This is a genomic window from Staphylococcus nepalensis (genome assembly GCF_002442935.1).
Classification (GTDB): Bacteria; Bacillota; Bacilli; order Staphylococcales; family Staphylococcaceae; genus Staphylococcus; species Staphylococcus nepalensis.
On sequence record NZ_CP017466.1, the window covers coordinates 1,578,692 to 1,601,056 of the forward strand.

23 protein-coding genes and 1 other RNA gene are annotated in these 22,365 nt (G+C 31.6%); 20 read left to right on the forward strand and 4 right to left on the reverse strand.

Annotated elements, in window-relative coordinates; genetic code table 11:
* The gene (locus BJG89_RS07475; RefSeq protein WP_096809676.1) at positions 1 to 357 is read left to right on the forward strand and encodes a YpoC family protein; all 357 of its coding nucleotides are present in this window, start codon (positions 1 to 3) and stop codon (positions 355 to 357) included.
* A 445-nt stretch (positions 358 to 802) separates the two neighbouring features.
* On the opposite strand, the gene BJG89_RS07480 is transcribed toward BJG89_RS07475, so the two are convergent.
* Positions 803 to 2,956, reverse strand: coding sequence for a transglycosylase domain-containing protein (locus tag BJG89_RS07480; protein WP_096809678.1), 2,154 nt, complete (start codon positions 2,954 to 2,956; stop codon positions 803 to 805).
* On the reverse strand, positions 2,953 to 3,579 hold the full coding sequence (recU, locus tag BJG89_RS07485; protein WP_096809680.1) for a Holliday junction resolvase RecU: 627 nt from the start codon (positions 3,577 to 3,579) through the stop codon (positions 2,953 to 2,955). Before recU ends, BJG89_RS07480 begins: the two co-directional genes overlap by 4 nt.
* A 249-nt stretch (positions 3,580 to 3,828) precedes the next feature.
* Between recU and BJG89_RS07490 the strand changes: the two genes are divergently transcribed.
* From BJG89_RS07490 to BJG89_RS07530, 9 genes are all read left to right on the forward strand, one after another.
* On the forward strand, positions 3,829 to 4,167 hold the full coding sequence (locus BJG89_RS07490; RefSeq protein ID WP_096809681.1) for a DUF1798 family protein: 339 nt from the start codon (positions 3,829 to 3,831) through the stop codon (positions 4,165 to 4,167).
* Positions 4,164 to 4,730, forward strand: a complete 567-nt coding sequence (locus tag BJG89_RS07495) for an SLOG family protein (RefSeq protein WP_096809683.1) — start codon at positions 4,164 to 4,166, stop codon at positions 4,728 to 4,730. The genes BJG89_RS07490 and BJG89_RS07495 overlap by 4 nt, the downstream gene beginning before the upstream one ends.
* An 11-nt stretch (positions 4,731 to 4,741) precedes the next feature.
* Entirely contained in the window at positions 4,742 to 5,095 is a 354-nt protein-coding gene (gpsB, locus tag BJG89_RS07500) for a cell division regulator GpsB (protein WP_096809685.1), read from the forward strand.
* Positions 5,096 to 5,229: 134 nt separating this feature from the next.
* An RNA gene (gene rnpB, locus BJG89_RS07505) (RNase P RNA component class B) lies at positions 5,230 to 5,604 on the forward strand.
* Positions 5,605 to 5,903: 299 nt separating this feature from the next.
* Positions 5,904 to 7,037 carry a THUMP domain-containing class I SAM-dependent RNA methyltransferase gene (locus tag BJG89_RS07510; RefSeq protein ID WP_096809687.1) on the forward strand — a complete coding sequence of 378 codons (1,134 nt, stop codon included), beginning with the start codon at positions 5,904 to 5,906 and terminating at the stop codon, positions 7,035 to 7,037.
* Between the two features lie 32 nt (positions 7,038 to 7,069).
* On the forward strand, positions 7,070 to 7,975 hold the full coding sequence (gene rarD / locus BJG89_RS07515; protein WP_096809689.1) for an EamA family transporter RarD: 906 nt from the start codon (positions 7,070 to 7,072) through the stop codon (positions 7,973 to 7,975).
* Between the two features lie 281 nt (positions 7,976 to 8,256).
* The gene (locus tag BJG89_RS07520) at positions 8,257 to 8,892 is read left to right on the forward strand and encodes an SDR family oxidoreductase (protein WP_096809691.1); all 636 of its coding nucleotides are present in this window, start codon (positions 8,257 to 8,259) and stop codon (positions 8,890 to 8,892) included.
* A gap of 256 nt (positions 8,893 to 9,148) precedes the next feature.
* Positions 9,149 to 12,589, forward strand: a complete 3,441-nt coding sequence (locus BJG89_RS07525; protein WP_096809693.1) for a dynamin family protein — start codon at positions 9,149 to 9,151, stop codon at positions 12,587 to 12,589.
* A 21-nt stretch (positions 12,590 to 12,610) separates the two neighbouring features.
* Positions 12,611 to 13,492, forward strand: a complete 882-nt coding sequence (locus tag BJG89_RS07530) for a 5'-3' exonuclease (protein WP_096809696.1) — start codon at positions 12,611 to 12,613, stop codon at positions 13,490 to 13,492.
* A 320-nt stretch (positions 13,493 to 13,812) separates the two neighbouring features.
* Here BJG89_RS07530 and BJG89_RS07535 read toward each other — a convergent pair whose 3' ends face one another.
* Complete coding sequence (locus tag BJG89_RS07535) at positions 13,813 to 14,232, reverse strand: ribonuclease HI family protein (RefSeq protein ID WP_096809698.1); 420 nt, start codon at positions 14,230 to 14,232, stop codon at positions 13,813 to 13,815.
* Between the two features lie 171 nt (positions 14,233 to 14,403).
* On the opposite strand from BJG89_RS07535, the gene BJG89_RS07540 reads away from it, so the two are divergent.
* Positions 14,404 to 14,949: an RBBP9/YdeN family alpha/beta hydrolase gene (locus BJG89_RS07540; RefSeq protein WP_242692935.1), complete on the forward strand. Its 546-nt coding sequence runs from the start codon at positions 14,404 to 14,406 to the stop codon at positions 14,947 to 14,949.
* 414 nt (positions 14,950 to 15,363) lie between these two features.
* On the opposite strand, the gene BJG89_RS07545 is transcribed toward BJG89_RS07540, so the two are convergent.
* Positions 15,364 to 16,068: a queuosine precursor transporter gene (locus tag BJG89_RS07545; RefSeq protein ID WP_096809702.1), complete on the reverse strand. Its 705-nt coding sequence runs from the start codon at positions 16,066 to 16,068 to the stop codon at positions 15,364 to 15,366.
* 251 nt (positions 16,069 to 16,319) lie between these two features.
* Between BJG89_RS07545 and BJG89_RS07550 the strand changes: the two genes are divergently transcribed.
* The 9 genes from BJG89_RS07550 to msrB all read left to right on the forward strand — a co-directional run bounded on the left by BJG89_RS07550 (position 16,320) and on the right by msrB (position 22,359).
* The gene (locus BJG89_RS07550; protein ID WP_096809704.1) at positions 16,320 to 16,514 is read left to right on the forward strand and encodes a zinc-finger domain-containing protein; all 195 of its coding nucleotides are present in this window, start codon (positions 16,320 to 16,322) and stop codon (positions 16,512 to 16,514) included.
* 15 nt (positions 16,515 to 16,529) lie between these two features.
* Complete coding sequence (locus BJG89_RS07555) at positions 16,530 to 16,787, forward strand: NifU N-terminal domain-containing protein (RefSeq protein WP_096809706.1); 258 nt, start codon at positions 16,530 to 16,532, stop codon at positions 16,785 to 16,787.
* A gap of 18 nt (positions 16,788 to 16,805) precedes the next feature.
* A complete protein-coding gene (locus BJG89_RS07560) occupies positions 16,806 to 17,924 on the forward strand; it encodes a conserved virulence factor C family protein (protein ID WP_096809708.1) in 1,119 nt (372 codons plus the stop codon).
* A gap of 34 nt (positions 17,925 to 17,958) precedes the next feature.
* Positions 17,959 to 18,396 (forward strand): BrxA/BrxB family bacilliredoxin, encoded by a 438-nt coding sequence (locus BJG89_RS07565; protein ID WP_096809710.1) that lies wholly within the window; start codon positions 17,959 to 17,961, stop codon positions 18,394 to 18,396.
* A 496-nt stretch (positions 18,397 to 18,892) separates the two neighbouring features.
* Entirely contained in the window at positions 18,893 to 19,849 is a 957-nt protein-coding gene (locus BJG89_RS07570; protein ID WP_096809712.1) for a thymidylate synthase, read from the forward strand.
* A gap of 99 nt (positions 19,850 to 19,948) precedes the next feature.
* On the forward strand, positions 19,949 to 20,434 hold the full coding sequence (locus BJG89_RS07575) for a dihydrofolate reductase (protein WP_096809714.1): 486 nt from the start codon (positions 19,949 to 19,951) through the stop codon (positions 20,432 to 20,434).
* Positions 20,435 to 20,443: 9 nt separating this feature from the next.
* Positions 20,444 to 21,283 carry a DegV family protein gene (locus BJG89_RS07580; protein WP_096809716.1) on the forward strand — a complete coding sequence of 280 codons (840 nt, stop codon included), beginning with the start codon at positions 20,444 to 20,446 and terminating at the stop codon, positions 21,281 to 21,283.
* Positions 21,284 to 21,410: 127 nt separating this feature from the next.
* Positions 21,411 to 21,938: a peptide-methionine (S)-S-oxide reductase MsrA gene (msrA, locus tag BJG89_RS07585; RefSeq protein ID WP_096809718.1), complete on the forward strand. Its 528-nt coding sequence runs from the start codon at positions 21,411 to 21,413 to the stop codon at positions 21,936 to 21,938.
* Positions 21,931 to 22,359 (forward strand): peptide-methionine (R)-S-oxide reductase MsrB, encoded by a 429-nt coding sequence (gene msrB, locus BJG89_RS07590; protein WP_096809720.1) that lies wholly within the window; start codon positions 21,931 to 21,933, stop codon positions 22,357 to 22,359. The genes msrA and msrB overlap by 8 nt, the downstream gene beginning before the upstream one ends.
* The last annotated feature ends 6 nt before the right edge of the window (positions 22,360 to 22,365 follow it).

Sequence of the window (22,365 nt, forward strand, 5' to 3'; positions counted from 1 at the left end):
TTGATTTCAAAAGAAGACTTTAAAGACATGGAATTACAAATTGATGCATTTTCTAAACAGAAAAAATTAAAATCACCACAAGCTAAAGCATTATTAGATCAATATTTTGATATGATTGAAACTTTTTTTTTACAAATCAATGGTATTAATACAATTGACTTTAATCATTTATCCGCCTATCCTATTGTGCCTATGAATTTTGAAGAGCGTTATCATTATATGGTTGCTCGGAAGTATCATTTTATGGGCTATAGACAAATGAAAACACTCAAATCAGAATTAATTAAAATGAATGCTTCGTATCAAATTCGTCAAAAAAAGAAGGGAACGGGACAGAAATCACATTTTTCTGAGTAGATGACGAAGATTGGTTATGGCTTTGGTTACTAAATAGAATATAAACGTACTGCTATAAAAGTAATTGTCTCCATAAAAGGTGTGTAAAAGAAATTTTAGACGTAGACGCTTAACCTATTAATATGGTTACGCAGCCCTTGGCTCATGCGTAAGTATGCTTTATATAACCACCAAAATAAAAGAGAGGTCTCTGAAGCATAAATGTCTCTAACTCATAAAAAAACGTCAGTTTGTATTGTCACTGAACCAGATTTCTACGCTTTTTTTACCAAAAAACAGGACTGATTTTTGTATCAGTCCTGTTTAGTATAGAGCCTATAAAATGAGCCCCAAAAAGTTTTCTAACTAAAGCATTCTTTTTGGGGCTAAATTTTGGGATGGGTATCCCAAGCACTTCTTATTGTTATGAGTTCATATTAATAACTATTTCACTCAAAACATTTAATTAATCGTTACTCGAACTATTTCTATTAGAATCGGATGATGAGTCACTGTTACTATTACTGTTACTACTGCTGCTTCCACCTTGACCTTGTGGTTTTTTGCTCGTTGTATTGTCATCAGAATGACCTGCAACAGATAAACTATCTTTACTATCACCATTTACTGAATCAGGTTTTGTAAAGTCTTGACCATCTCTAGGTGAAATTGTACTCATTACATCTTCAAATAAAAATTGTGGATATTCTTGTTCTTCGTGACCAACAAATGAGTTGACGCCACCTTGTTTAACTTCATTGAATCCCATCCAAACGGACATACTATATTTTGGTGTAAATCCATTCATCCAAACGTCTTTTGCGGCATCATCAGGTAATCCGTACTCTTGATATGTTTGGTTACCATAAGTACCTGTACCAGTTTTGGCGCCAACATTCACACCAGAAATATTATGACCATAAGCAGAACCATATGCTTCGAATGTACCTTTAAGTACCTCTGCTAGCATGTAAGAAGTAGAGTTTTTCATCGCTTTTTTACTAGTGTGATCATAATTAATTACTTCTCCGTTTTCTTTTTCTACTTTTTTAATTGAATGCGCATTATTATATTCGCCGCCATTTGCAATAGCTGCAAATGCTGATGCTAATTGAGTAGGGGAGAATTCTGATGATGAACCACCTAGTACTTCAGAAGGCCCAATCTCTCCTTCATAATCTAAACCTACATTGTTAGCAAATTGTTTTGGTGCATCATTACCAGCATTTTCTTTGGTAGATTGCCAAGTTTTTAACGCTGGTATATTGAAACTTTGACGTAGGGCATCATATAACTTAACTTCTCCGTGACCTTCCATATCATAGTTTCTAAATGTCACGCCATCTATTTGATAAGATTCTTCGTCCTGGATAGCATGATTTGTAGCCCAATTCATATTTTCTATAGCTGGGCCATAAGCTAAGAACGGTTTTAATGATGAACCAGTAGGGTGCGCGTCAGTAGCCAAGTTTCTATCAACAACATCTTTGTAATTTCTACCACCAGATACTGCAACTAATCCACCAGATTCACTATCTACGATAGAAGCACCAACTTGTTGGTCTTCATTTTTATAGTAGCTACCATTATTTACACGATCTTGTAAAGTTTGTTGAACATCTTTATCCATATTTGTGTAAATTTTAACACCACTATTTAGAACTTCGCCTAAGTTTTTACCTTTAAATTCCTTATTATTCATTAATTCTGATTTTACGAAGTTAATATATGAGTCATATTCTTCAGTTGAATTATCTTCGCTGACTTTGCGTTCTTCAGAACTTCGGTTAACTAAGTTATCTTCTATAGAGGTGTCTTGCGCTTCTTCTTTTTCTTTCTTAGAAATTCTATTATGATATTCCATTAAATATAAAACAGTGTCTTTACGCGACTCTGCTGCTTCTGGATGATCATAAATATTATATGTGTTCGGAACTTGCGGCAATCCAGCAAGATATGCTTGTTCAGCTAAATTTAAATCTTTTAAATCTTTATCAAAGTAATACTTAGCTGCAGCTTTCACACCATAAACACCGTCTGAATAGTAAATTTTATTTAAATACATTTCAAAAATTTCATCTTTACTATATTCTTGTTCGAGCCTATACGATAAGTAAGCTTCTTGAGCTTTACGCGCAATTGATTTTTGATCCGTTAAGAACGAACGTTTAACCACTTGTTGCGTTAGCGTTGAAGCACCTTCTGAACCAAATCCACCTGTAAAGTTTTTAGCTACGGCGCCAAACAAACGTTTGTAATCAAGTGCACCATGATCATAGAAACGATTATCTTCAGTTGCTAATACTGCAGCTTTCATGTTTTTAGGCACTTCGTCTAAATCAACATGTTCTCGTCGTTGTCCATTATCAATGGTTTTAATCAAATCACCGTCTTTATCGTATATTTTAGCAGGAATTGGATCTTGTAATTTTGATTCTGTAAATGCAGGCGCTTTCCAAGCATAATAAGCAAATAACAAAATACCAATTAATGCTAGAACAATAAATGCTATGATGAGAAATCCAATTATCTTGATAATTGTTCTTTTTATATTCCTATTCTTTTTTTCTCCAGACTTACTATTCTTATTAGAATTCGTAGTCCTTTTCTTCTCCGTCATACGCGGTCCTCACTTTCATCTAATATCAACTTATCAACTGCTTTGAGGTAATTCAATCTTGGTTGATACTGATAAGGAATATAGTAACCATTTTTTCTTATTTCTTCAACCGTAATCGACTTTTTAATCTCTTTTTTAAACCGATGCCAATAATATTTAAATTTGCTATAAGGCAATAAATAAACTTCATCTATTAATTTAAAGCGTATTAATAAAAACACTGTACCTCCTTGTTCAAAACAAGCATCCATATGTAACACTTGATGTTCATGCATGTTATTTAATGGAAAGGAAGTTTTATTTTTTGTTTCCTTCGCTTCAAAATCTAAGTAATGCCCGTTATAAATACCATTATAATCAGTAGTCGAAGGCGTTCTGAAATAAGCCTCATTAATCACTGCCTTACTTCTCATAGGATAATGAACGTTTACTATTTGTACCGGCGTTGGCTTTTTATGTATAACAGCTTGTCCGAGTTTCAAATAGTGGGTGTTTGATAATTCAATATCATTCTCTAGTGACATGCCTCTGCCACCATAGTTTATTTTACCCTTTTCTTCCTTATGAGTTCGTCCGACTTGAGACTTATTTCCATAAAATGGTTTCCCATTAGGATAATTCATCGTTTTTCACCACTTTAATTTGGTTTCAAAAACTTTTTTCATTATACCTGAAAACTGTCTTTTTTTCCAAACTATGATATATAAAGCAATGTATCTGTACATACATCATGTATATTTTAACGTGCTTTGTTCAATTAAACAATATTAGACGTTAAATATGCTTTATATATGACATAAATGTAAGGTGTGCATTTCAAAAATGACTATTAAATTCATTTGTGGTAAATTTAGTATGTAGGAGGAAACTTCATGCAACAATTATTCACCCAACTATTAAATGATGTACAAGTTATGCAAGACAGATATGAATTTGTCAAAGCAGATGTCGTAGACTATGACTTTTATAAAGACGTTGTACCATTCACTAGAAACATAGATGAACTATTAGTTTCATTAAAAGCTTACGAAGCTAAAATGCTTCAATTACCTTATATGAATAAGAGAAAATTTGATTTATTAATATCAAACATTGAAGCTTTATCAGTAGAATGTCATTTCAAAAGAACAAGCCGAAAGCTATTCACTGAAAAAGTGAAAGCTGTACAATATGACTTAAGTTATATACAAAGAAGTGATATCAACTTATGATAAAAACAATTTATGTCACAGGTTATAAATCGTTTGAACTTAATATTTTTAAAGATGACGCACCTGAAGTTTCTTATTTAAAAAAATTTATTGCTCATAAATTAAAACAGTTGATTGAAGAAGGACTTGAATGGGTATTAATACAAGGACAGATGGGTATAGAATTATGGACGGCTGAAGTGGTTATTAATTTGAAAGCAACATATCCTGATCTCAAACTTGGTATCGTTACACCATTTTATGGCCATACTGATAAATGGAATGAACAAAATCAAGCAAAATATAACCGAATTGTACAACAGTCTGATTTTGTAGATAGCGTGTTTCACACGACTTATGTAGGGCCACATCAATTTAAACAGACAGATCAATTTATGCTCGATCATACAGATCAATCGCTACTCATTTACGATGAGGAACAAGAAGCCAGTCCAAAATACTTTAAGCAAATGTTAGTTGATTTTATGGAAAAAACAAATTATACTTGTGACATTGTTTCGTTCGATGAATTAACGGAATTTATTAACGATTTGCAGTGGTCTCAAGAACAAAGTTTCGAATGAGGTGGGAAAATATGTCAGATATTTCATTAAAATTATCAGCTAAAGATATTTATGAAAAAGATTTTGAAAAAACTATGACACGTGGCTATAGAAGGGAAGAAGTAGATGCTTTCTTAGACGACATCATAGCTGATTATCAAAAGATGGCAGATTTAGATAATGAAGTTGTTAAACTTTCTGAAGAAAATAATAAACTAAAAAAAGAACTTGAAGAATTGAGATTACGTGTAGCCACATCTAGACCACAAGAAAATAAAAACTTTTCGTCTAATGGTAATGTCAATAACAATTCTAGCAATAATGGGAACAACGTAGATATTTTAAAAAGAATTTCCAACTTAGAAAAAGCTGTGTTTGGAAAGTAATACAACCATTATAATTTAAACGAATATACCAACGTAGATTTGTAGTATCTACATAAAGATAAGTTTTGAAAAATCAAAACTTATCTTATTTTATTTGTTTTGAAATGTTAAAAATGATATACTACTAAGGATGGTGTTTTGGGTAATCGCTATAGCGATATAGAGGAAAGTCCATGCTCACACAATCTGAGATGATTGTAGTGTTCGTGCTTGATGAAACAATAAGTCAAGGCATTAAGTTGACGGCGATGAAATAACCTAAGTCTTAGGATACGGTTAAAATAGTTTGAAAGTGCCACAGTGACGTAGCTTTTATAGAAATATAAAAGGTGGAACGCGGTAAACCCCTCGAGTGAGCAATCCAAATTAGGTAGGAGCACTTATTTAACGAAATTCAACGTATAAATAAGGCATACTTTTTATAGTATGTAGACAGATGGTTACCACCGGCGTACGAGTGTAACTAGTACACGTTGGCAGTACAAAGGTACAAAACATGGCTTATAGAAACATCATTACTAGGCCCAAGCTCTCCCATACAGGAGAGCTTTTTTAATTGTTAAAAATACGAATTTAAGATAAATTATAACTTTCTAATAAAAACTTCTTACACAAAGTGGGCAAATACGTCATAATTGTGATTGAACAGACTTGAAATAATCATAATTTTAATTCAATCATTTTCTGTTAAAAAGATATTTGAGACTAAGATATTAAGTTACATCATAACCTCTAGAATATGGTCATATCTATTTAAAATAACTTTTGATAAAATATAATTAAAACAATATAAAAAAGGAGCAAAACAATGTATCAATTACTAGCTGTATGCCCTATGGGATTAGAATCCATCGTTTCAAAAGAAATTCAAGAGCTTGGTTATGAAACAACTGTGGAAAATGGCAAAATCTTTTTTGAAGGCGATGAAACTGCAATAGTTAAATGTAACTTATGGTTGCGTACTGCAGACAGAATAAAAATTGTAGTAGGTCAATTTAACGCTAAAACATTCGATGAATTATTCGAGAAAACGAAAGCATTACCTTGGGAAACATTAATTGAAAAAGAAGGGAATTTTCCAGTACAAGGCCGTAGTGTTAAATCAACATTGTTTAGTGTTCCAGATTGCCAAGCAATCGTCAAAAAAGCGATTGTAGAACGTTTAAAAGAAACTTATCAAGAAAAAGGTTGGTTAAATGAATCTGGTGCTAAATACCCGATTGAAGTCTCACTATTAAAAGATAGCGCCTTACTCACAATCGATACTTCTGGCTCAGGGTTGAATAAACGTGGTTATAGGTTGGCACAGGGCGAAGCGCCAATTAAAGAAACGCTTGCTGCTAGTTTGATTAGACTAGCAAATTGGACTGGAGATACACCCCTAATTGATCCATTTTGTGGTTCCGGGACAATCGCAATTGAAGCATGCCTAATTGCTCAAAACATTGCGCCAGGCTTTAATCGTGACTTTGTTTCAGAAACTTGGGAGATCATGCCTGATGGATTATATGACCAATTACGAGATGAAGCAGATCAACAAGCGAATTACGATAGACCATTAGAAATCTATGCGTCCGATATTGATCCAGAAATGATAGAAATAGCTCGCAGAAATGCTGAAGAGGTCGGTTTAGCAGATATTATTAATTTTAGCGTTAAAGATGTTAATACATTATCGATAGAATCAGAAGAACCAATCGCATTAATTGGTAATCCACCTTATGGTGAACGTATTGGTGACAGAGAAGAAGTTGAAGCAATGTATCGCTATATCGGTAAGTTAATGCAACAACATCCTTATTTATCATCATATATATTAACAAGTAACAGTGAATTCGAATTTTTAGTTAATAAAAAAGCAACTAAAAGAAGAAAATTATTCAACGGTTATATCGAATGTACATATTATCAATATTGGGGTGATAAAAAACCTAGAAAGTAAACCATTTTAATTTTTAGAAAGAGGTGCCACAGTTGAATAGTGAATTTAAAAAAGGTATATTATTTGCTTTTAGTGCCTACATATTATGGGGGATCCTTCCTATATATTGGGATTTAATAGAAGACATTGGCGCATTTGAAATATTAGCGTTTCGGATCATACTATCAATGATATTTATGTTATTGGTTGTCGTATTCACTAAAAATACCGCGCCTTTCAAACGCGATGTCCAACAACTGATAACTAACCCTATACAACTTGTAGCTATAATTGTAGCTGGTTATGTAATCACGGTTAATTGGGGGACGTTTATATGGGCAGTTACAAATGGTCACGTGTTACAATCGAGTTTAGGATATTACATCAACCCACTTGTAAGTATTTTACTAGCGTTGATATTTTTAAAAGAACGTTTTAATAAATTCGAATGGATAGCTATTGGATTTGCAGTAATTGGTGTATTATATATGACTATTAAGGTAGGAGTATTTCCTGGCATTTCATTACTACTTGCTTTTTCATTTGGTATATATGGCCTGATTAAAAAGATTGTACCTATAGATGCGATTAGCAGTATTACAATAGAATGTATCGTTACTGCTCCAGCTGGGATTATATATTTATGGTATATATGGCAACAAGGTAGTCTAACATTTGGGTATAATAGTTCTTCATTTTGGTTGATTTTCTCAGGTGCCATAACTGCAATTCCGCTTATACTATTTTCAGCAGGTGCTCGAAGAATACCACTTTCTTTAACTGGTTTCATTCAATATGTTGGTCCTACAATCATGTTTATATTAGGTGTTTTCTTATTCAAAGAACCATTTAGTATGGACCAATTTGTTACATTTATTTTTATTTGGGTTGGTATCATTATTTATAGTACTTCTCAATATATTAAGATCAAAAAAAATAAAAACCCAGCAATCAATTAAAAACACTCATTATTTCTCTAAAGGTAATGCTCGTATAATTACCCTTAGAGATTTTTTATAATATATTAAATCGATATATACATTTAAAATGCACAAGCTATTAACTCTTTTTTAAAAAATAATACACCAAATATATTATTAGTATAAATAGCTTATTTGTAGTATTGTTAAAAGAGATAGAGAAAACGGTTGATTCAAAATAAACATTATATTATCAAGATAATTAAAAAATAAAATTTATTTCGCTATTTTTAAAGCATATATAATAATGGAGTGATTTTATGACAAGAGTATTAATATTAGGGGCAAATGGAGCTGTTTCTAAAGCCGCTATTAATTCATTTTTAGAGAACACATCTTATACATTGAGATTATTCTTAAGGGATGCGAATAGATTACCTGACTATGCATCAGACCGTATAAGAGTACGTGAAGGCGATGCTACAAATTTTGAAGACGTTAATCATGCGATGGAAGATGTTGATATCGTCTTTGCCAGTCTTTCTGGAGAATTAGACAAAGAAGCAAGCAATATTGTTAAAGCAATGGAACAAAATAAAGTTGACCGTTTAATATTTGTGGCTGCTTTAGGTATATATAATGAAGTTCCAGGTGAATTTGGACAGTGGGTCGATGAGCAGATTAGAGATTATTTACCTGTTTACAGAAAAGCAGCCGATATCATAGAAAATTCAAATATTAATTATACTATTTTAAGACCAGCATGGTTAACAGATACTAACGAAATTGATTATGAAATCACACATAAAACAGATCAATTTAAAGGGACAGAAGTTTCTAGAAAAAGTGTGGCTGCTGTAGCAGTTAATATCGCTAAAAATCCCAAACTTTATTTAAAAGACAACATTGGTATTAGTAAACCAAACACCAATTTTAATAAGCCGAGATGGAAATGAATAACGTTTATAAATAAACGAGGCATCATTTCAATCTAATTTTTCTCTCGGTATGTAAATGCCACCATTTTAGGTGGTATTTTTTAATTTGGAGTTTATAATATATTGCGCATATTTTTCAGTAATAAAATATATTTTCACAGTATGCCAAAGAAATACTAAATACAATCTAATTTCATAAACTTACTTTAGACCCACATTAATTTGTTATACAATAGAAATAATTACATAAAAGTAATAAAGGGGATACAATCTTATGTCTAAAACGAAGCAACTCGATATTTTATATAAATTAAAAAAAGAGGTTGAAAAATCCAAAAATCATAGACTTGTCCATATTATAAACCAAGTTATTAAAAAAGTGTTTTTAGAACAATATACAGCGACTTTCGTAGGGCATTTTTCAGCAGGTAAATCAACATTAATTAATTTATTATTAGAAGAAAGTATACTACCTAGTTCACCTGTACCAACAACTAGTAATACAGCTATTGTTTCAGTAGCTGAAGAACCAGGCATAATCGCAAACTTAACTAATCAGAGGTATACATTATTAAATAGTTATGATGAAGTTAAACAAATGAACCGCGAAAATATAGATGTGGAATCAGTAGAAATTAAATTTCCATCCAAGAAGTTTAACAAAGGGTTTACGCTACAAGATACACCAGGTGTAGATTCGAACGTCACAACGCATCAATCTAGCACTGAAGAATTTATGTATACAAGCAATGTATTGTTCTATACAGTAGACTATAATCATGTCCAATCAGCAATGAATTTCCAATTTATGAAACAACTAAACCACGCAGGTGTTCCTGTCGTTTTTATAATTAACCAAATCGATAAGCATAACGAAGACGAAATACCTTTTGATTTATTTAAAGAAAGAGTTGAAAAATCAATAAACGAATGGGGCATTGATTTAGATCAAACTTTTTATGTTTCTAAATTTGATCATAAACATAACCAAATCCAAACATTGTCAGATTATCTCGTTAAAAAAGATGAAGATAGAGAGCAAATGTCAGATTATGTCAATCGTATTGTTAATTTTATAACAGAAGAACAATTATCATTTATTCAACATGAAATTCAACACATATTAACAGAACTTGATATTTTTGAAGAAGATTTTGACCAAGCATATTTAAATTTTCAACAGCATCAACAAGTTAGCGAAGAAGCCAAATTATTAAATAATCCAGATAAACTATACGACTTCTTGAAACAAAAACGCAAAGCTATCTTGGATAATGCGTATGTAATGACACATGACACTAGAGAAAAGATAAGGACTTATTTGGAAAGCCGCACAAAAGATTTTAAAGTAGGTGGCATATTTAATAAAAAGAAAAAGACTTTAGAAACACAACAAATTAGACGCCAAGTGCTTCTTGAACAATTACAAGAAAAAGTTAATCAAGAAATACGTCAACCTTTAAGAGAAGACATGTCATTTTTAACTAGATTTATCAATGCTTCAAAAGTGAACGACGCGATTTTAAATCAACATTATACTATACCATCTAAACTTATAGATGACTTATATCAAATGCAGATTTCAATTAGTAACCAGTATGTATTAACTTTTTCAGACGACTTAATGAAATCTATTAAACAGTTTATCTCTAAAGAAACGGAACCATTATTTAAAGAAGCAATCCACCATTCTCAAGCCAATGATATCGGTATTGAGCAAGAAGATGATTACAATGATTATGTAAAATTTATTGAAATGCGTAATTTAAGAGACTCCTTAGAAACGCAAAATTATATGCATTACTACATCCATATTGATGATTCATTAGACAAGTTGATAGATAGAGAAAAGATCACCTATCAGCCCAAACCACAGCAATCAGAAACTAAAAAACGTAACAATGTGAAAATGAATGTCGCTTCAAACGATCAACCATCAACACAAGACATTAGATCTTCTTTAAAATTAATTAAGGATATACCACTGTTTGAACAAACAAAAGAAGACATTCATAATACATTGGAACGGCTTGATAATCAAACAGTTAAAATTGGTGTTTTTGGCACGTTTAGCGCTGGAAAAAGCAGTTTAATTAATGCACTTCTGGGAGGGACGTATCTTGTAAGTTCTCCAAACCCTACGACAGCAGCAATGACAGAATTAAGCTATGGTGATGAAAGTCAAATTACACTTAAGCCCGAAGCGCAAATCCTAGAAGAACTAAATCAATTATTTGAAGTTGATAACCGAAGTTTCGACACAATCGAATCATTTTTTAAACAAAATACAAATAAGCTAACATCTTCATTAGAAAAAAATAAATTAGCCTTTATCAACGCCATTGAAAAGCACTATGCAATGTATCAAGATATGTTAAAAGAAGGTCTGACGCACGCAATCAATCAAGATGAAATTAAAAAGTGGAGTGCAGAAGATGAATTCGCAACATTTGTGAATACCGTTCATTTGAAATTACCTTTAGAATGGTTAAAAGACAAAATCATTGTAGATTCACTCGGTTTACATTCTAATAATCAACGTCACACAAACGAAACAGAAAAGATTTTGACTTCTTCTGATTTAATACTTTACGTGAGTTATTTTAATCATTCTTTCACGGAAAATGACAAACGTTTCATTGAACATATGAAAGAAATGAATCAATTAAATGAAAATCAGGCCTTTAAGATGGTGGTAAATGCCACTGATTTAGCAGAAACTGAAGAGGATCTAAACGCTGTTATTGAATATGTAAGTGATGCGCTTAACCAAGTGAATATGCATTCTGATATTTTTGCTGTTTCTAGCCGAGAAGGCCTGAAAAATGGTGATTCAGGTATTGAAAAATTAAAAAGTAGCGTAACATATTTTACAGAAGTGGCATCAAAAGGTATCTTACAACAACAAATGGTCAAACAACTAACACACATTTCAAAAGCATTTGACCAAATGATTGAAGAAGCACAACACAATCAAACTCAAATCAAGCAACGCAAAAGCAAACTTGAAAATTATCAAAATCAAACGATAATGAATTCTAATATCTTACAAATTGCTGAACAACGTGCTGCAAATGAAGTGGAAGATCAAATTTATCATTTAAATGAACGCTTAAAAATACAATTATTGGACGAAGTTAAATCCATTTATAATGGTCAAATGACTCGAAGTAATAATTTTAATGAACAGAAACGTAAATCTACAAAATCATATTTAGATCAAATTCATCAAAGGTTATATCTAGAGCAATCTTTACTCGTTGAACGTGTTAAAAAATATTTTATCCAACAAATACATGAAGAACTTGCCCCTTTAAAACAAAAATTAGCACAGGTACATGTATTTATTGAGCCTGAATTTAATAAATCCAATATCGATTTAGAAAACCCTTATCTAAAAATTGAATTAAGTGAAATGATTTCATCTTTACCTAAAACACTTACGAAAAAAAATATAATACAATCTAAAACACAGAATGAAATCCAAAGAGCAATTACTCAAAATACAATAGAATTGCTCAAACCATGTATTGCTGATTTAAGAAAAGGACTCATAGAGATTATAGATATCTTAAACCAAGATATTGAGAAGAAATTCACCCACTACGAAAAAGATATCCATTCACAAATTAAACAACTATTATCATTTGAAATGGACAACACATTAATTCAACAGCTTCAAGAAACCAACCATAAATTAAAAGCACAATTGTAAATTGAGAAAGAGGTACTCACAATGTCTAAAAAAATATTATTAATAGATGGCATGGCTTTATTATTCCGCCACTTTTATGCCACAAGTTTGCATAAACAATTTATGCGTAATTCTTATGGCACTCCTACAAATGGTGTTCAAGGATTTGTTCGCCATGTATTCACAGCAATAAATGAAATTCAACCTTCACATGTAGCTGTATGTTGGGATATGGGAAAATCTACTTTTAGAAATGATATGTATGATGGTTATAAACAAAATCGCCCAGCACCACCTACAGAACTGATTCCTCAGTTTGATTATGTTAAAGAAATTTCAAAACAATTCGGTTTTGTAAATATCGGGGTTCAAAACTATGAAGCGGATGATGTTATAGGTACATTAACTCATCAATATTCAGATCAAAACCAGATTTATGTAGTTACCGGAGATAAAGATATCCTACAATGCATTAATCCAAATGTAGAAATATGGCTCACTAAAAAAGGATTTAATATTTACAATCGCTACACGCTGGATCGGTTTCAAAGTGAATATGGGTTAAACCCATTGCAACTAATTGATGTCAAAGCATTTATGGGGGATAGTGCTGATGGCTATCCTGGCGTTAAAGGAATTGGAGAAAAAACTGCTATAAAGCTCATTCAAAAACATGGTTCTGTTGAAGCAGTTTTAGATGCACTACACGAATTAACGCCTAGCCAACGTAAAAAAATTGAAGACAATATATATAACTTAAAATTATCAAAGAATTTGGCGAAAATTCATACCGAAGTGCCATTAAATACAAATGAGTTATTAAGTGATATGAAATTTGGTACTGATTTAGCAGAGGTGCTAAATATTTGTAAACAGCACGAACTATACGTATCTGGCAAATATTTATCGACACATTTTAATTAATACAGGTTGAAGTATAGCGTAGTGATCTAATCTTTATTATTACATTTTTGATTCGTCCGACTTAAAAACGGATCCAAGTTAAGAAGTATCGATATAATGATTTGAGTCAATCTCGTGTATATACGATGCTAAAGCAAAAAATGATATGAACCAAGGATTATATTTACTTACCGTTAATGTATGAAGAAAATGTACAACATTCAAAGCACTCGCGTAAGTATTATTCGTTTTCACAAATAAAAAATAGTCATTTAGAAATGAGTTTATGCGTTTTTATCCAAGCCATTTACTGTCCATATGTGATGGAAGCTGAGACATGTTTATTTATGTCTCAGCTTCTTCTTATTAGTTTGGGTGATTTTATATAATGCATTTTTAGCATGATGATTTGCTTCTTTATTTTGGTTTCTTGGAACCCATCTCACAAACAACAAATCAAAATTTGTTTCTAATGCTTGAATTTGGTCAAAATAGTGCTTGAATTTTTTGTTTTTTACTTGTCCTTTGTTCATACTATCTTCTATTAATTTTGAATCTGTATAGACAAGCGCTGTAGTAATATAATGTGCTTTTGCACATTTTAATGCATATACGAAAGATGCCCATTCCGCACTATGGTTATCTGTTATACCTAAATCAAAATCAAAATGAATTCTTTCGTGTTCAGTAACCAATACTACTGCGCATGCACTTTGTCCAGGATTTCCTGCAGTAGCTGCGTCAAAATATATTTTTGCCATAAATTCACCTTCAAATATAAAAGTTAATTTTATATTAACAAACGAATACGATTTAGACTAATAAAGGGCGGGTATTTTTCTTGAAAAAATAGATTAAAATAACGTAAGCTATGAGAGTTAACAAATATATACATAGCTAAATAACTTAAAAAGGTGATTAAAGTGAAAAATATGTTTATTGTACATGGTTATCAAGCTAATACAGAAAGCCATTGGTTTCAATGGTTAGCGGATCAAATGAAGCCCTATGGTTACAATGTGGAAATCGTATATCTTCCAGATTCAGATTGTCCTTCTTTTGAGGCGTGGTACCAGGCTATTCAAAACAGTATGCAAAATAATTTAAATTCAGAAACGATTATAGTGGCTCATAGTTTAGGTGTTATTTCAACGTTAAATTATTTAACTTCTATGCTTAACGTCCCAACAATCAAAGGGCTTTTTCTCGTTTCTGGTTTTAATGAAAAATTATCGAATTTAATAGAATTAAATCAATATATAGATTGCATCAATATTAATTTAAATAACTTGCATGCACAACATATTGTTACTATCGGCGCAATAAATGACCCTGTGGTTAATATCGATGCAACAGATAGATTATCTGAACAATTAAATGTCAAAACGACTTATGTCAATCATAATGGCCATTTTTTAGCTACAGAAGGTTATAACTCTTTTAATTTCTTAAAAGATAAAATTATCGAAATTTTATAACTCTATTAAATATGAAAACTGAGCCGTCAAACCATAAGTCTTTGTTTCAAGATCTGAAGATGGCAAATGTGTATCTACGTATAAATTTTTTAAATATCCTTTTTATCCATCAGGCACCTAGTTATTCAATTTATTTGATTGTGATTTTATTACAAGGAAGTGTCTTATTTTTTATCTATATTTATATAATCATACTGCTTCCGTAATAAACTTATACCCAATGAAAAGTATGAATGAGAAATTTTCGCTCGAATGGTAACCATAAACAAGCATATAAATACAAAATCTGAAGATTTTAAGTATAAAACGCATTTCCATTAAAATGGAAATGCGTTTTATACTGCATATTGACGTATGAATATTTGTGGCTGTGGTTTGTTTTATTGATTATCTTTAAGAAATGATATTGAGTGATTAATAACCCTCATCTAATTTTTGTATTTTTCCTTTTCTATACATAGATTTTGCCCAGTAGCCAAAAGGAACGTTGAATACGGTAGAAATGATTTTTAGTAAGTAAGTTGTTATAAAGATTTCAAATACTGCTTCATTTGGCATTGCGCCAAAAAAGGCTATAATAACAAATAATGCTGTATCTACAATATTACTTAAAATCGTACTACCATAGGCTCTTATAATAAACGTTTTGTCAGAACTAAAAACCTTTTTAATTATTGAAAATAGTAAAACATCCAAATGCTGACCAATAATATACGCAATAACAGAGCCTAAAGCAATTCTTGGAACAATATTAAAAATGGATTCTAATGCATTTTGTGTATTATCTACTGGGGAAGGTACAAAATGAAGTGAAAATTGCATTACTATAATCATTACTAAGGTTGAACTAAAACCTAACCAAACTGCACGTTTAGCAATTTTACGACCATATATATCATTTAAAATATCAGTTGCTAAATAAATTGAAGCAAACATCACATTTCCTAGTGTGGCCGAAATAGTAAAAATATCGATTGTTTTAATAACTTGAATATTGGCAATAATTGTTCCAATTGCAATCCATGCAATTAAGCCATGTTTACCAAATAATCGATACATAGCCACCAATAACAAAAAAGTTACTAAAAAGGTAATAACTCCAAATATTTCATTAAACAATTTTATTCCTCCTAAATTTTGATGATGCGGGTGTTTAGAAACCGCAAAATAAGCAACTACATTATTTTACTAGAAAAAACAAAAAAATCAAGTTCTATTTATAATTGAATATTTAACGTTTTATTAATAGTTAGAATTACAAATTAATGATTAAACAATCGTTGTTACAAATGATATAATGTCAACAAGTCTCAAATCTTAATTTTATGATTTATTTGGTACTTATATTTCATTTTTAGCAATACAGGAGAGTGAAGCGTATTCTAACCTATTCTGAAAAAGAGGCGATTGATGCAATTGATCAATTGATGAACACATATTGTAAAACGTGCTTGTTAAAACGTCATATCAAAAATACAAAAGGTAAGACACAAGCACATCATTTCTGTATAAATGAATGTTCTGTTGGAAAACAAATAAAACAAATTGGTAATGAATTACAATAAGGAGGAGAATCTATAATGGAAATTTTAAATGTAGCAACTACACCAAATCCAAACACAATGAAAATCGATTTAAAGTTAGAAAGCGGGGACAATAAACCAAATACGTATACTAAGGTGAAAGAAGATCAACCTGATTTTATCAATGCAGTACTAAAAGTAGAAGGTGTTAAGTCGATATTTCAAGCGATGAATTTTATTTCTGTAGATAAACAATCAGATGCTGAGTGGGATCAAATCCTACCTAATATCACAACAGCACTAGAAGAAATATAAGATAGGGAGGGTGCCTTAATGGAAATTGTACGTGTGGAACCTACGCCAAGCCCCAATACGATGAAAATTGTATTGACTAAAAAAAGGGAAGACAACCAATCTAATACTTATACATCAATTAATGAAGGGCAACCTGATTTTATCAATGATGTATTAGCGATTGATGGTGTTAAATCTATATTTCATGTAATGGATTTTTTAGCAGTCGATAAAAAACCAAAATTCGATTGGGAAGAAGTATTACCTAAAGTAACAGCAACTTTAAATGATGAAGAAACCACCTCTGCTGAGCAGCTTCCAGATGAACATTTTGGTGAGATAAAGGCAGAAGTATTAAAATTCAAAGGTATTCCATATCAGATTAAACTAACAACAAGTTCAGAAGAAAAACGCAAACAATTGCCTGAAATTTATGTTGATAGCATGTTAGCTGCTCAAAAAGATAATGACAACGTGATATTTCAACGTAAATGGGAAGATTTAGGCATACGGTACGGCGAAATGGATGAAGTTTTAGAAGATATGTTAGAGGAAGTTACAGCTATGTATCCTAAAGAGCAATTAAAGCAACGTGTGGATGAAGCTTTAGCAACTGATATAATTATTCCAGAAACAAAATATAAACATGTCTCATTAGAAGACTATCAAGCAACTGAAAATTGGAAAGAACGCTTAAGAATGTTAAAATCATTCCCAACGCCCACTATCGAAGACTTACCATTGTTAGGCGACGTTGTCAGTGAAGCGCAGAAAACACCTTTAAGACGGGAAGCTGTCATATTGCTTGGAATGATTGAAGATGAAGTTGTGTTGCCTTACTTATATAAAGGGTTACACGATAAAAGCCCTGGCGTAAGAAGAACAGCTGGAGACTGCTTAAGTGATTTAGGTTTTAAACAAGCCTTACCTGAAATGGAAAAAGCGTTAAGCGATCCACATAAAATTGTCAGATGGAGAGCTGCCATGTTTATGTTCGATGAAGCTGGACCTGAACAGTTACCAGCTTTACGTGAACATGCAGATGATTCAGCTTATGAAGTCAAATTACAAATAGAAATGGCAATCACTAGAATTGAAAATGGGGATGAAGCATTAGGCTCTGTTTGGAAACAAATTGCCAATAGAAATAAAGCATAAATTAAAATGTACCCAAAGTATAGGAGTGTTATATATGAATGCATATGAAGCTTATATGAACGAACTTGCTACTCAAATGCGTAGCGAATTAACAGAGCATGATTTTAATAGTTTAGAATCTGCAGATGAAGTAAATGATTTTATGAAAAACGTATCTGAAGATGAAACTACTTTTGTTGTAATTAATTCGACTTGTGGATGTGCTGCTGGTTTAGCGAGGCCTGCAGCAGTAACAGTTTCAGAGCAAAACGATAAAAAGCCTACACATAAAATAACTGTTTTCGCAGGTCAAGATAAAGAAGCAACTGAAGCAATGCGTTCTTTTATACAACAAGCACCATCTAGCCCATCTTATGCGCTGTTTAAAGGAGAAGAATTAAAACACTTTATCCCGCGTGAACATATAGAAGGAAGAGATATTCAAGATATTTGCATGGATATTAAAGATGCATTTGATGATTATTGCGATTAATCATCAACCTATCAAATCATTTTATACGTAGTTACTTAAACGAGGCTGGGGCATAAATAATGTCTCAGCCTCAAATAGCATATAGAGAACGCAAAGCTAGCATAAAATATAAAGCGCTGCGCTAAAGCATTACTTTTTCTTTTATGTTATTTATAAAAATATGTAGTCCTTACGTGCGTGTTCTAACACTTATATTCCTTCTTCTTAAGTTAATGATACTTATGTATAGAGCCTTGAATTATGTTGTTCTCTATGAAAAAGAATCAGCACCTTAAATCTTGTATGCTTTTTATGAACCATCTTTGCTTAGTGAGATAACAAAAACCATTAAAACGGTAATTTCGTTCTCGACTCTGCTTAATCACTTACATACATTCATTTTATTTAAACTTGTATATTATTTTTTACACTATCAAAGGTTATCTCTTTAAATTATCCGCATTTTAAAATATGATTAAACCTAAATAACATTACTATTGAAAGGAGTGTGGGAGTCATGTTAAATACATTTGATCAAGCATACCACAATCTTTGTACGGAGATATTAGAAATTGGCAAACAAAAAGATGACCGCACAAATACAGGTACTATTTCCAAATTTGGACATCAATTGAGATTTGATTTATCAAAAGGATTTCCCTTATTAACGACTAAGAAAGTATCTTTTAAATTGATTGCTACTGAACTACTTTGGTTTATTAAAGGCGATACAAATATCAAATATTTACTTCAATATAATAATAATATATGGAATGAATGGGCGTTTGAAAATTATATAAAATCGGACGAATATACAGGACCTGATATGGCAAATTTCGGTCACAGAGCTCAAACAGATGATGCATTTAAAGAAGTATACCAAGAAGAAATGCGTAAATTTAAAGCATTAATCTTAAACAATCCTGATTTTGCAACAAAATATGGCGATTTAGGTAATGTTTATGGTAAACAATGGCGAGATTGGGAAGATAAAAATGGTAACCATTTTGACCAATTAAAAACAATAATTGAGCAAATTAAAAAAAATCCCAATTCAAGACGCCATATTATTTCTGCTTGGAATCCTACAGAAATAGATACAATGGCTTTACCACCTTGTCATACAATGTTCCAATTCTATGTCCAAGACGGTAAATTAAGTTGTCAACTATACCAAAGAAGTGCAGATATCTTTTTAGGTGTACCATTTAATATCGCAAGCTATAGTTTATTAACTCATCTAGTCGCTAAAGAATGTGGTTTAGAAGTTGGGGAATTTATCCACACATTTGGTGACGCGCATATTTACTCAAATCATATTGATGCGATTGAAACACAATTATCTAGAAATAGCTTCGAACCACCACAACTTAAAATTAATTCAAATGCTTCTATATTTGAAATTAATTATGAAGATTTAGAAATAGTTAATTATCAATCTCATCCTGCAATTAAAGCGCCAATCGCTGTATAAATTTGGCCACTGTTTAATTTTAGCTTTAGCTAATCTATAATATTTAGGTAAGTATAATATCAGATAAACGAGATCATACTCACTATTAGGAGGATCATTATGACACTTTCAATACTTGTTGCTCATGATCAGCAACGCGTTATCGGCGTGAACAATCAATTGCCATGGCATTTACCAAATGACTTAAAACATGTTAAAGAACTTTCAACTGGCAATACGCTTGTTATGGGGCGTGCAACATTTGACTCTATAGGAAAACCTCTCCCTAATAGAAAAAATGTAGTTCTAACAAGAAATAAATCATTTAAACACGATGGTGTGGATGTTATTCATTCTATTGACGAAATCTATGAATTGCCTGGACATGTCTTCATTTTTGGGGGTCAAACATTATTCGAAGAAATGATTGATAAAGTAGATGATATGTATATTACGGTAATAGAAGATAAATATAACGGGGACACTTTCTTTCCACCTTATACTTTTGAAGATTGGGAAGTTGAATCTTCTATTACAGGAAAGCTAGATGAAAAAAATACGATTCCGCATACATTTTTACATTTAGTTCGTAAAGAAACGGCATAGGAGGATAAGATAATGAAAACAAAAATTGTGACTGATTCAACATCAGATTTATCACATATTTATTTAAAAGATAATGAAATACACGTCATCCCGCTTAATTTAACCATTGACGGTGACACTTTTGTAGATCAAGTAGATATTTCCTCTGAAGCATTTATTCAAAAAATAGAAAATGATGCCGACGTTAAAACAAGTCAACCTGCAATCGGTAAATTCATTGAACTATATGATGAATTAGGTAAAGATGGTTCTGAAATCATTAGTATTCACATGACTTCAGGATTAAGTGGCACGTATCAAACAGCATTACAAGCAAGCCAAATGACCGATAGTAAAGTAACAGTGATTGATTCAAAATCTATTTCATTTGGACTCGGTTACCAAGTTCAACATGTTGTAGATTGGAATAATCAAGGGTTTTCATCAGAAGAAATTGAATCGAAAATTAGTGATTTACAAAAAAATATAAAGTTATACGTTGTGATCGGACAATTAAACCAATTAATTAAAGGCGGTAGAATTAGTAAAACTAAAGGATTAATTGGAAATATGATGAAAATTAAACCAATTGGCACATTAATTGATGGTAATATTGAATTAATTCATAACTCACGTACTCAAAATGGCAGCATTCAATTTTTGAAAAAGGAAATTAGTGCTTTTATCGGGGACAAGAAAATTAAATCCATTGGTATTGCACATGCTAATATTATAGAATTTGTCGATAAAATTAAAAAGCATTTTTCTGAAGAATTTAATTTTTCTCAATTTGATACGAACGTCACGACTCCTATTATATCCACACATACTGGCCAAGGTGCGATAGGCTTAGTTGTATTAAAATCATAAATTCATATATAATAGTATCAAAATAAATTATTTATTTTGATGCTTTTTAAACCTTTAAAACAATTTAATGGCGTATCCCTTAAAATAATGATAACTTTATGACAAGATAGTAAAAAGGAGGTATATCATGGCATATGCAACATTAGCTGGAGGGTGTTTCTGGTGTTTGGTAAAACCATTCACTTCTTATCCGGGTATAGAAAATGTTGTTTCAGGTTATAGTGGTGGACATGTCGAAAATCCTACTTATGAAAGTGTGAGCACCGGACAAACCGGACATGTTGAGGCAGTACAAATCACGTATAATCCTGAAATTACTTCCTTCGAAAACATTTTAGATGTTTACTTTAAAACATTTGACCCAACGGATAATGGCGGCCAATTCTTTGATAGAGGCGAACATTATCAACCAGCCATTTTTTATCATAACGAAGACCAAAAAAAAGCTGCAGGAGCAAAAATTCAAGATTTAAACGAACAAGCTATATTTAATAATCCTGTTATTACGCCCGTAAAACCATATAAAAATTTCTATCCAGCTGAATCATATCATCAAGACTATTATAAAAAGAATCCATTACATTATGAACAATATCAACGAGGTTCTGGCAGAAAAGGCTTTATAGAAAAACACTGGGGGGAACAAAATGATTAAAAAAAATAAAAGCGATTTAACAGAAATGGAATATTTAGTTACTCAAGAAGCGGGAACCGAACCACCTTTTCAAAATGAATATTGGAACCACTTTGAAAAAGGTGTATATGTTGATAAAATTTCTGGGAAACCTCTATTTACCTCAGAAGAAAAATTCGAATCAGATTGTGGTTGGCCTAGTTTCTCTAAAGCTTTAGCTGATGACGAAATTATAGAGCTTGTAGATAAAACATTTGGTATGGTGCGTACAGAAGTAAGATCTGAAGATGCTAACAGTCATTTGGGACACGTTTTCAATGATGGACCAAAAGAAAGTGGCGGTCTAAGATATTGCATTAACTCAGCAGCAGTACAATTTATACCATACGAAAAGTTAGAAGAATTGGGTTATGGAGATTTAATACCACATTTTGAAAAATAAGGAGCG

What these genes read in the sequence shown, in the direction of transcription:
- BJG89_RS07480 (WP_096809678.1), bottom strand. Translation starts at nt 2,956, where the DNA reads ATGACGGAGAAGAAAAGGACTACGAATTCTAATAAGAATAGTAAGTCT.
- recU (WP_096809680.1), bottom strand. Translation starts at nt 3,579, where the DNA reads ATGAATTATCCTAATGGGAAACCATTTTATGGAAATAAGTCTCAAGTC.
- BJG89_RS07490 (WP_096809681.1), top strand. Translation starts at nt 3,829, where the DNA reads ATGCAACAATTATTCACCCAACTATTAAATGATGTACAAGTTATGCAA.
- BJG89_RS07495 (WP_096809683.1), top strand. Translation starts at nt 4,164, where the DNA reads ATGATAAAAACAATTTATGTCACAGGTTATAAATCGTTTGAACTTAAT.
- gpsB (WP_096809685.1), top strand. Translation starts at nt 4,742, where the DNA reads ATGTCAGATATTTCATTAAAATTATCAGCTAAAGATATTTATGAAAAA.
- BJG89_RS07510 (WP_096809687.1), top strand. Translation starts at nt 5,904, where the DNA reads ATGTATCAATTACTAGCTGTATGCCCTATGGGATTAGAATCCATCGTT.
- BJG89_RS07520 (WP_096809691.1), top strand. Translation starts at nt 8,257, where the DNA reads ATGACAAGAGTATTAATATTAGGGGCAAATGGAGCTGTTTCTAAAGCC.
- BJG89_RS07525 (WP_096809693.1), top strand. Translation starts at nt 9,149, where the DNA reads ATGTCTAAAACGAAGCAACTCGATATTTTATATAAATTAAAAAAAGAG.
- BJG89_RS07530 (WP_096809696.1), top strand. Translation starts at nt 12,611, where the DNA reads ATGTCTAAAAAAATATTATTAATAGATGGCATGGCTTTATTATTCCGC.
- BJG89_RS07535 (WP_096809698.1), bottom strand. Translation starts at nt 14,232, where the DNA reads ATGGCAAAAATATATTTTGACGCAGCTACTGCAGGAAATCCTGGACAA.
- BJG89_RS07540 (WP_242692935.1), top strand. Translation starts at nt 14,404, where the DNA reads ATGTTTATTGTACATGGTTATCAAGCTAATACAGAAAGCCATTGGTTT.
- BJG89_RS07555 (WP_096809706.1), top strand. Translation starts at nt 16,530, where the DNA reads ATGGAAATTTTAAATGTAGCAACTACACCAAATCCAAACACAATGAAA.
- BJG89_RS07560 (WP_096809708.1), top strand. Translation starts at nt 16,806, where the DNA reads ATGGAAATTGTACGTGTGGAACCTACGCCAAGCCCCAATACGATGAAA.
- BJG89_RS07565 (WP_096809710.1), top strand. Translation starts at nt 17,959, where the DNA reads ATGAATGCATATGAAGCTTATATGAACGAACTTGCTACTCAAATGCGT.
- BJG89_RS07570 (WP_096809712.1), top strand. Translation starts at nt 18,893, where the DNA reads ATGTTAAATACATTTGATCAAGCATACCACAATCTTTGTACGGAGATA.
- BJG89_RS07575 (WP_096809714.1), top strand. Translation starts at nt 19,949, where the DNA reads ATGACACTTTCAATACTTGTTGCTCATGATCAGCAACGCGTTATCGGC.
- msrA (WP_096809718.1), top strand. Translation starts at nt 21,411, where the DNA reads ATGGCATATGCAACATTAGCTGGAGGGTGTTTCTGGTGTTTGGTAAAA.
- msrB (WP_096809720.1), top strand. Translation starts at nt 21,931, where the DNA reads ATGATTAAAAAAAATAAAAGCGATTTAACAGAAATGGAATATTTAGTT.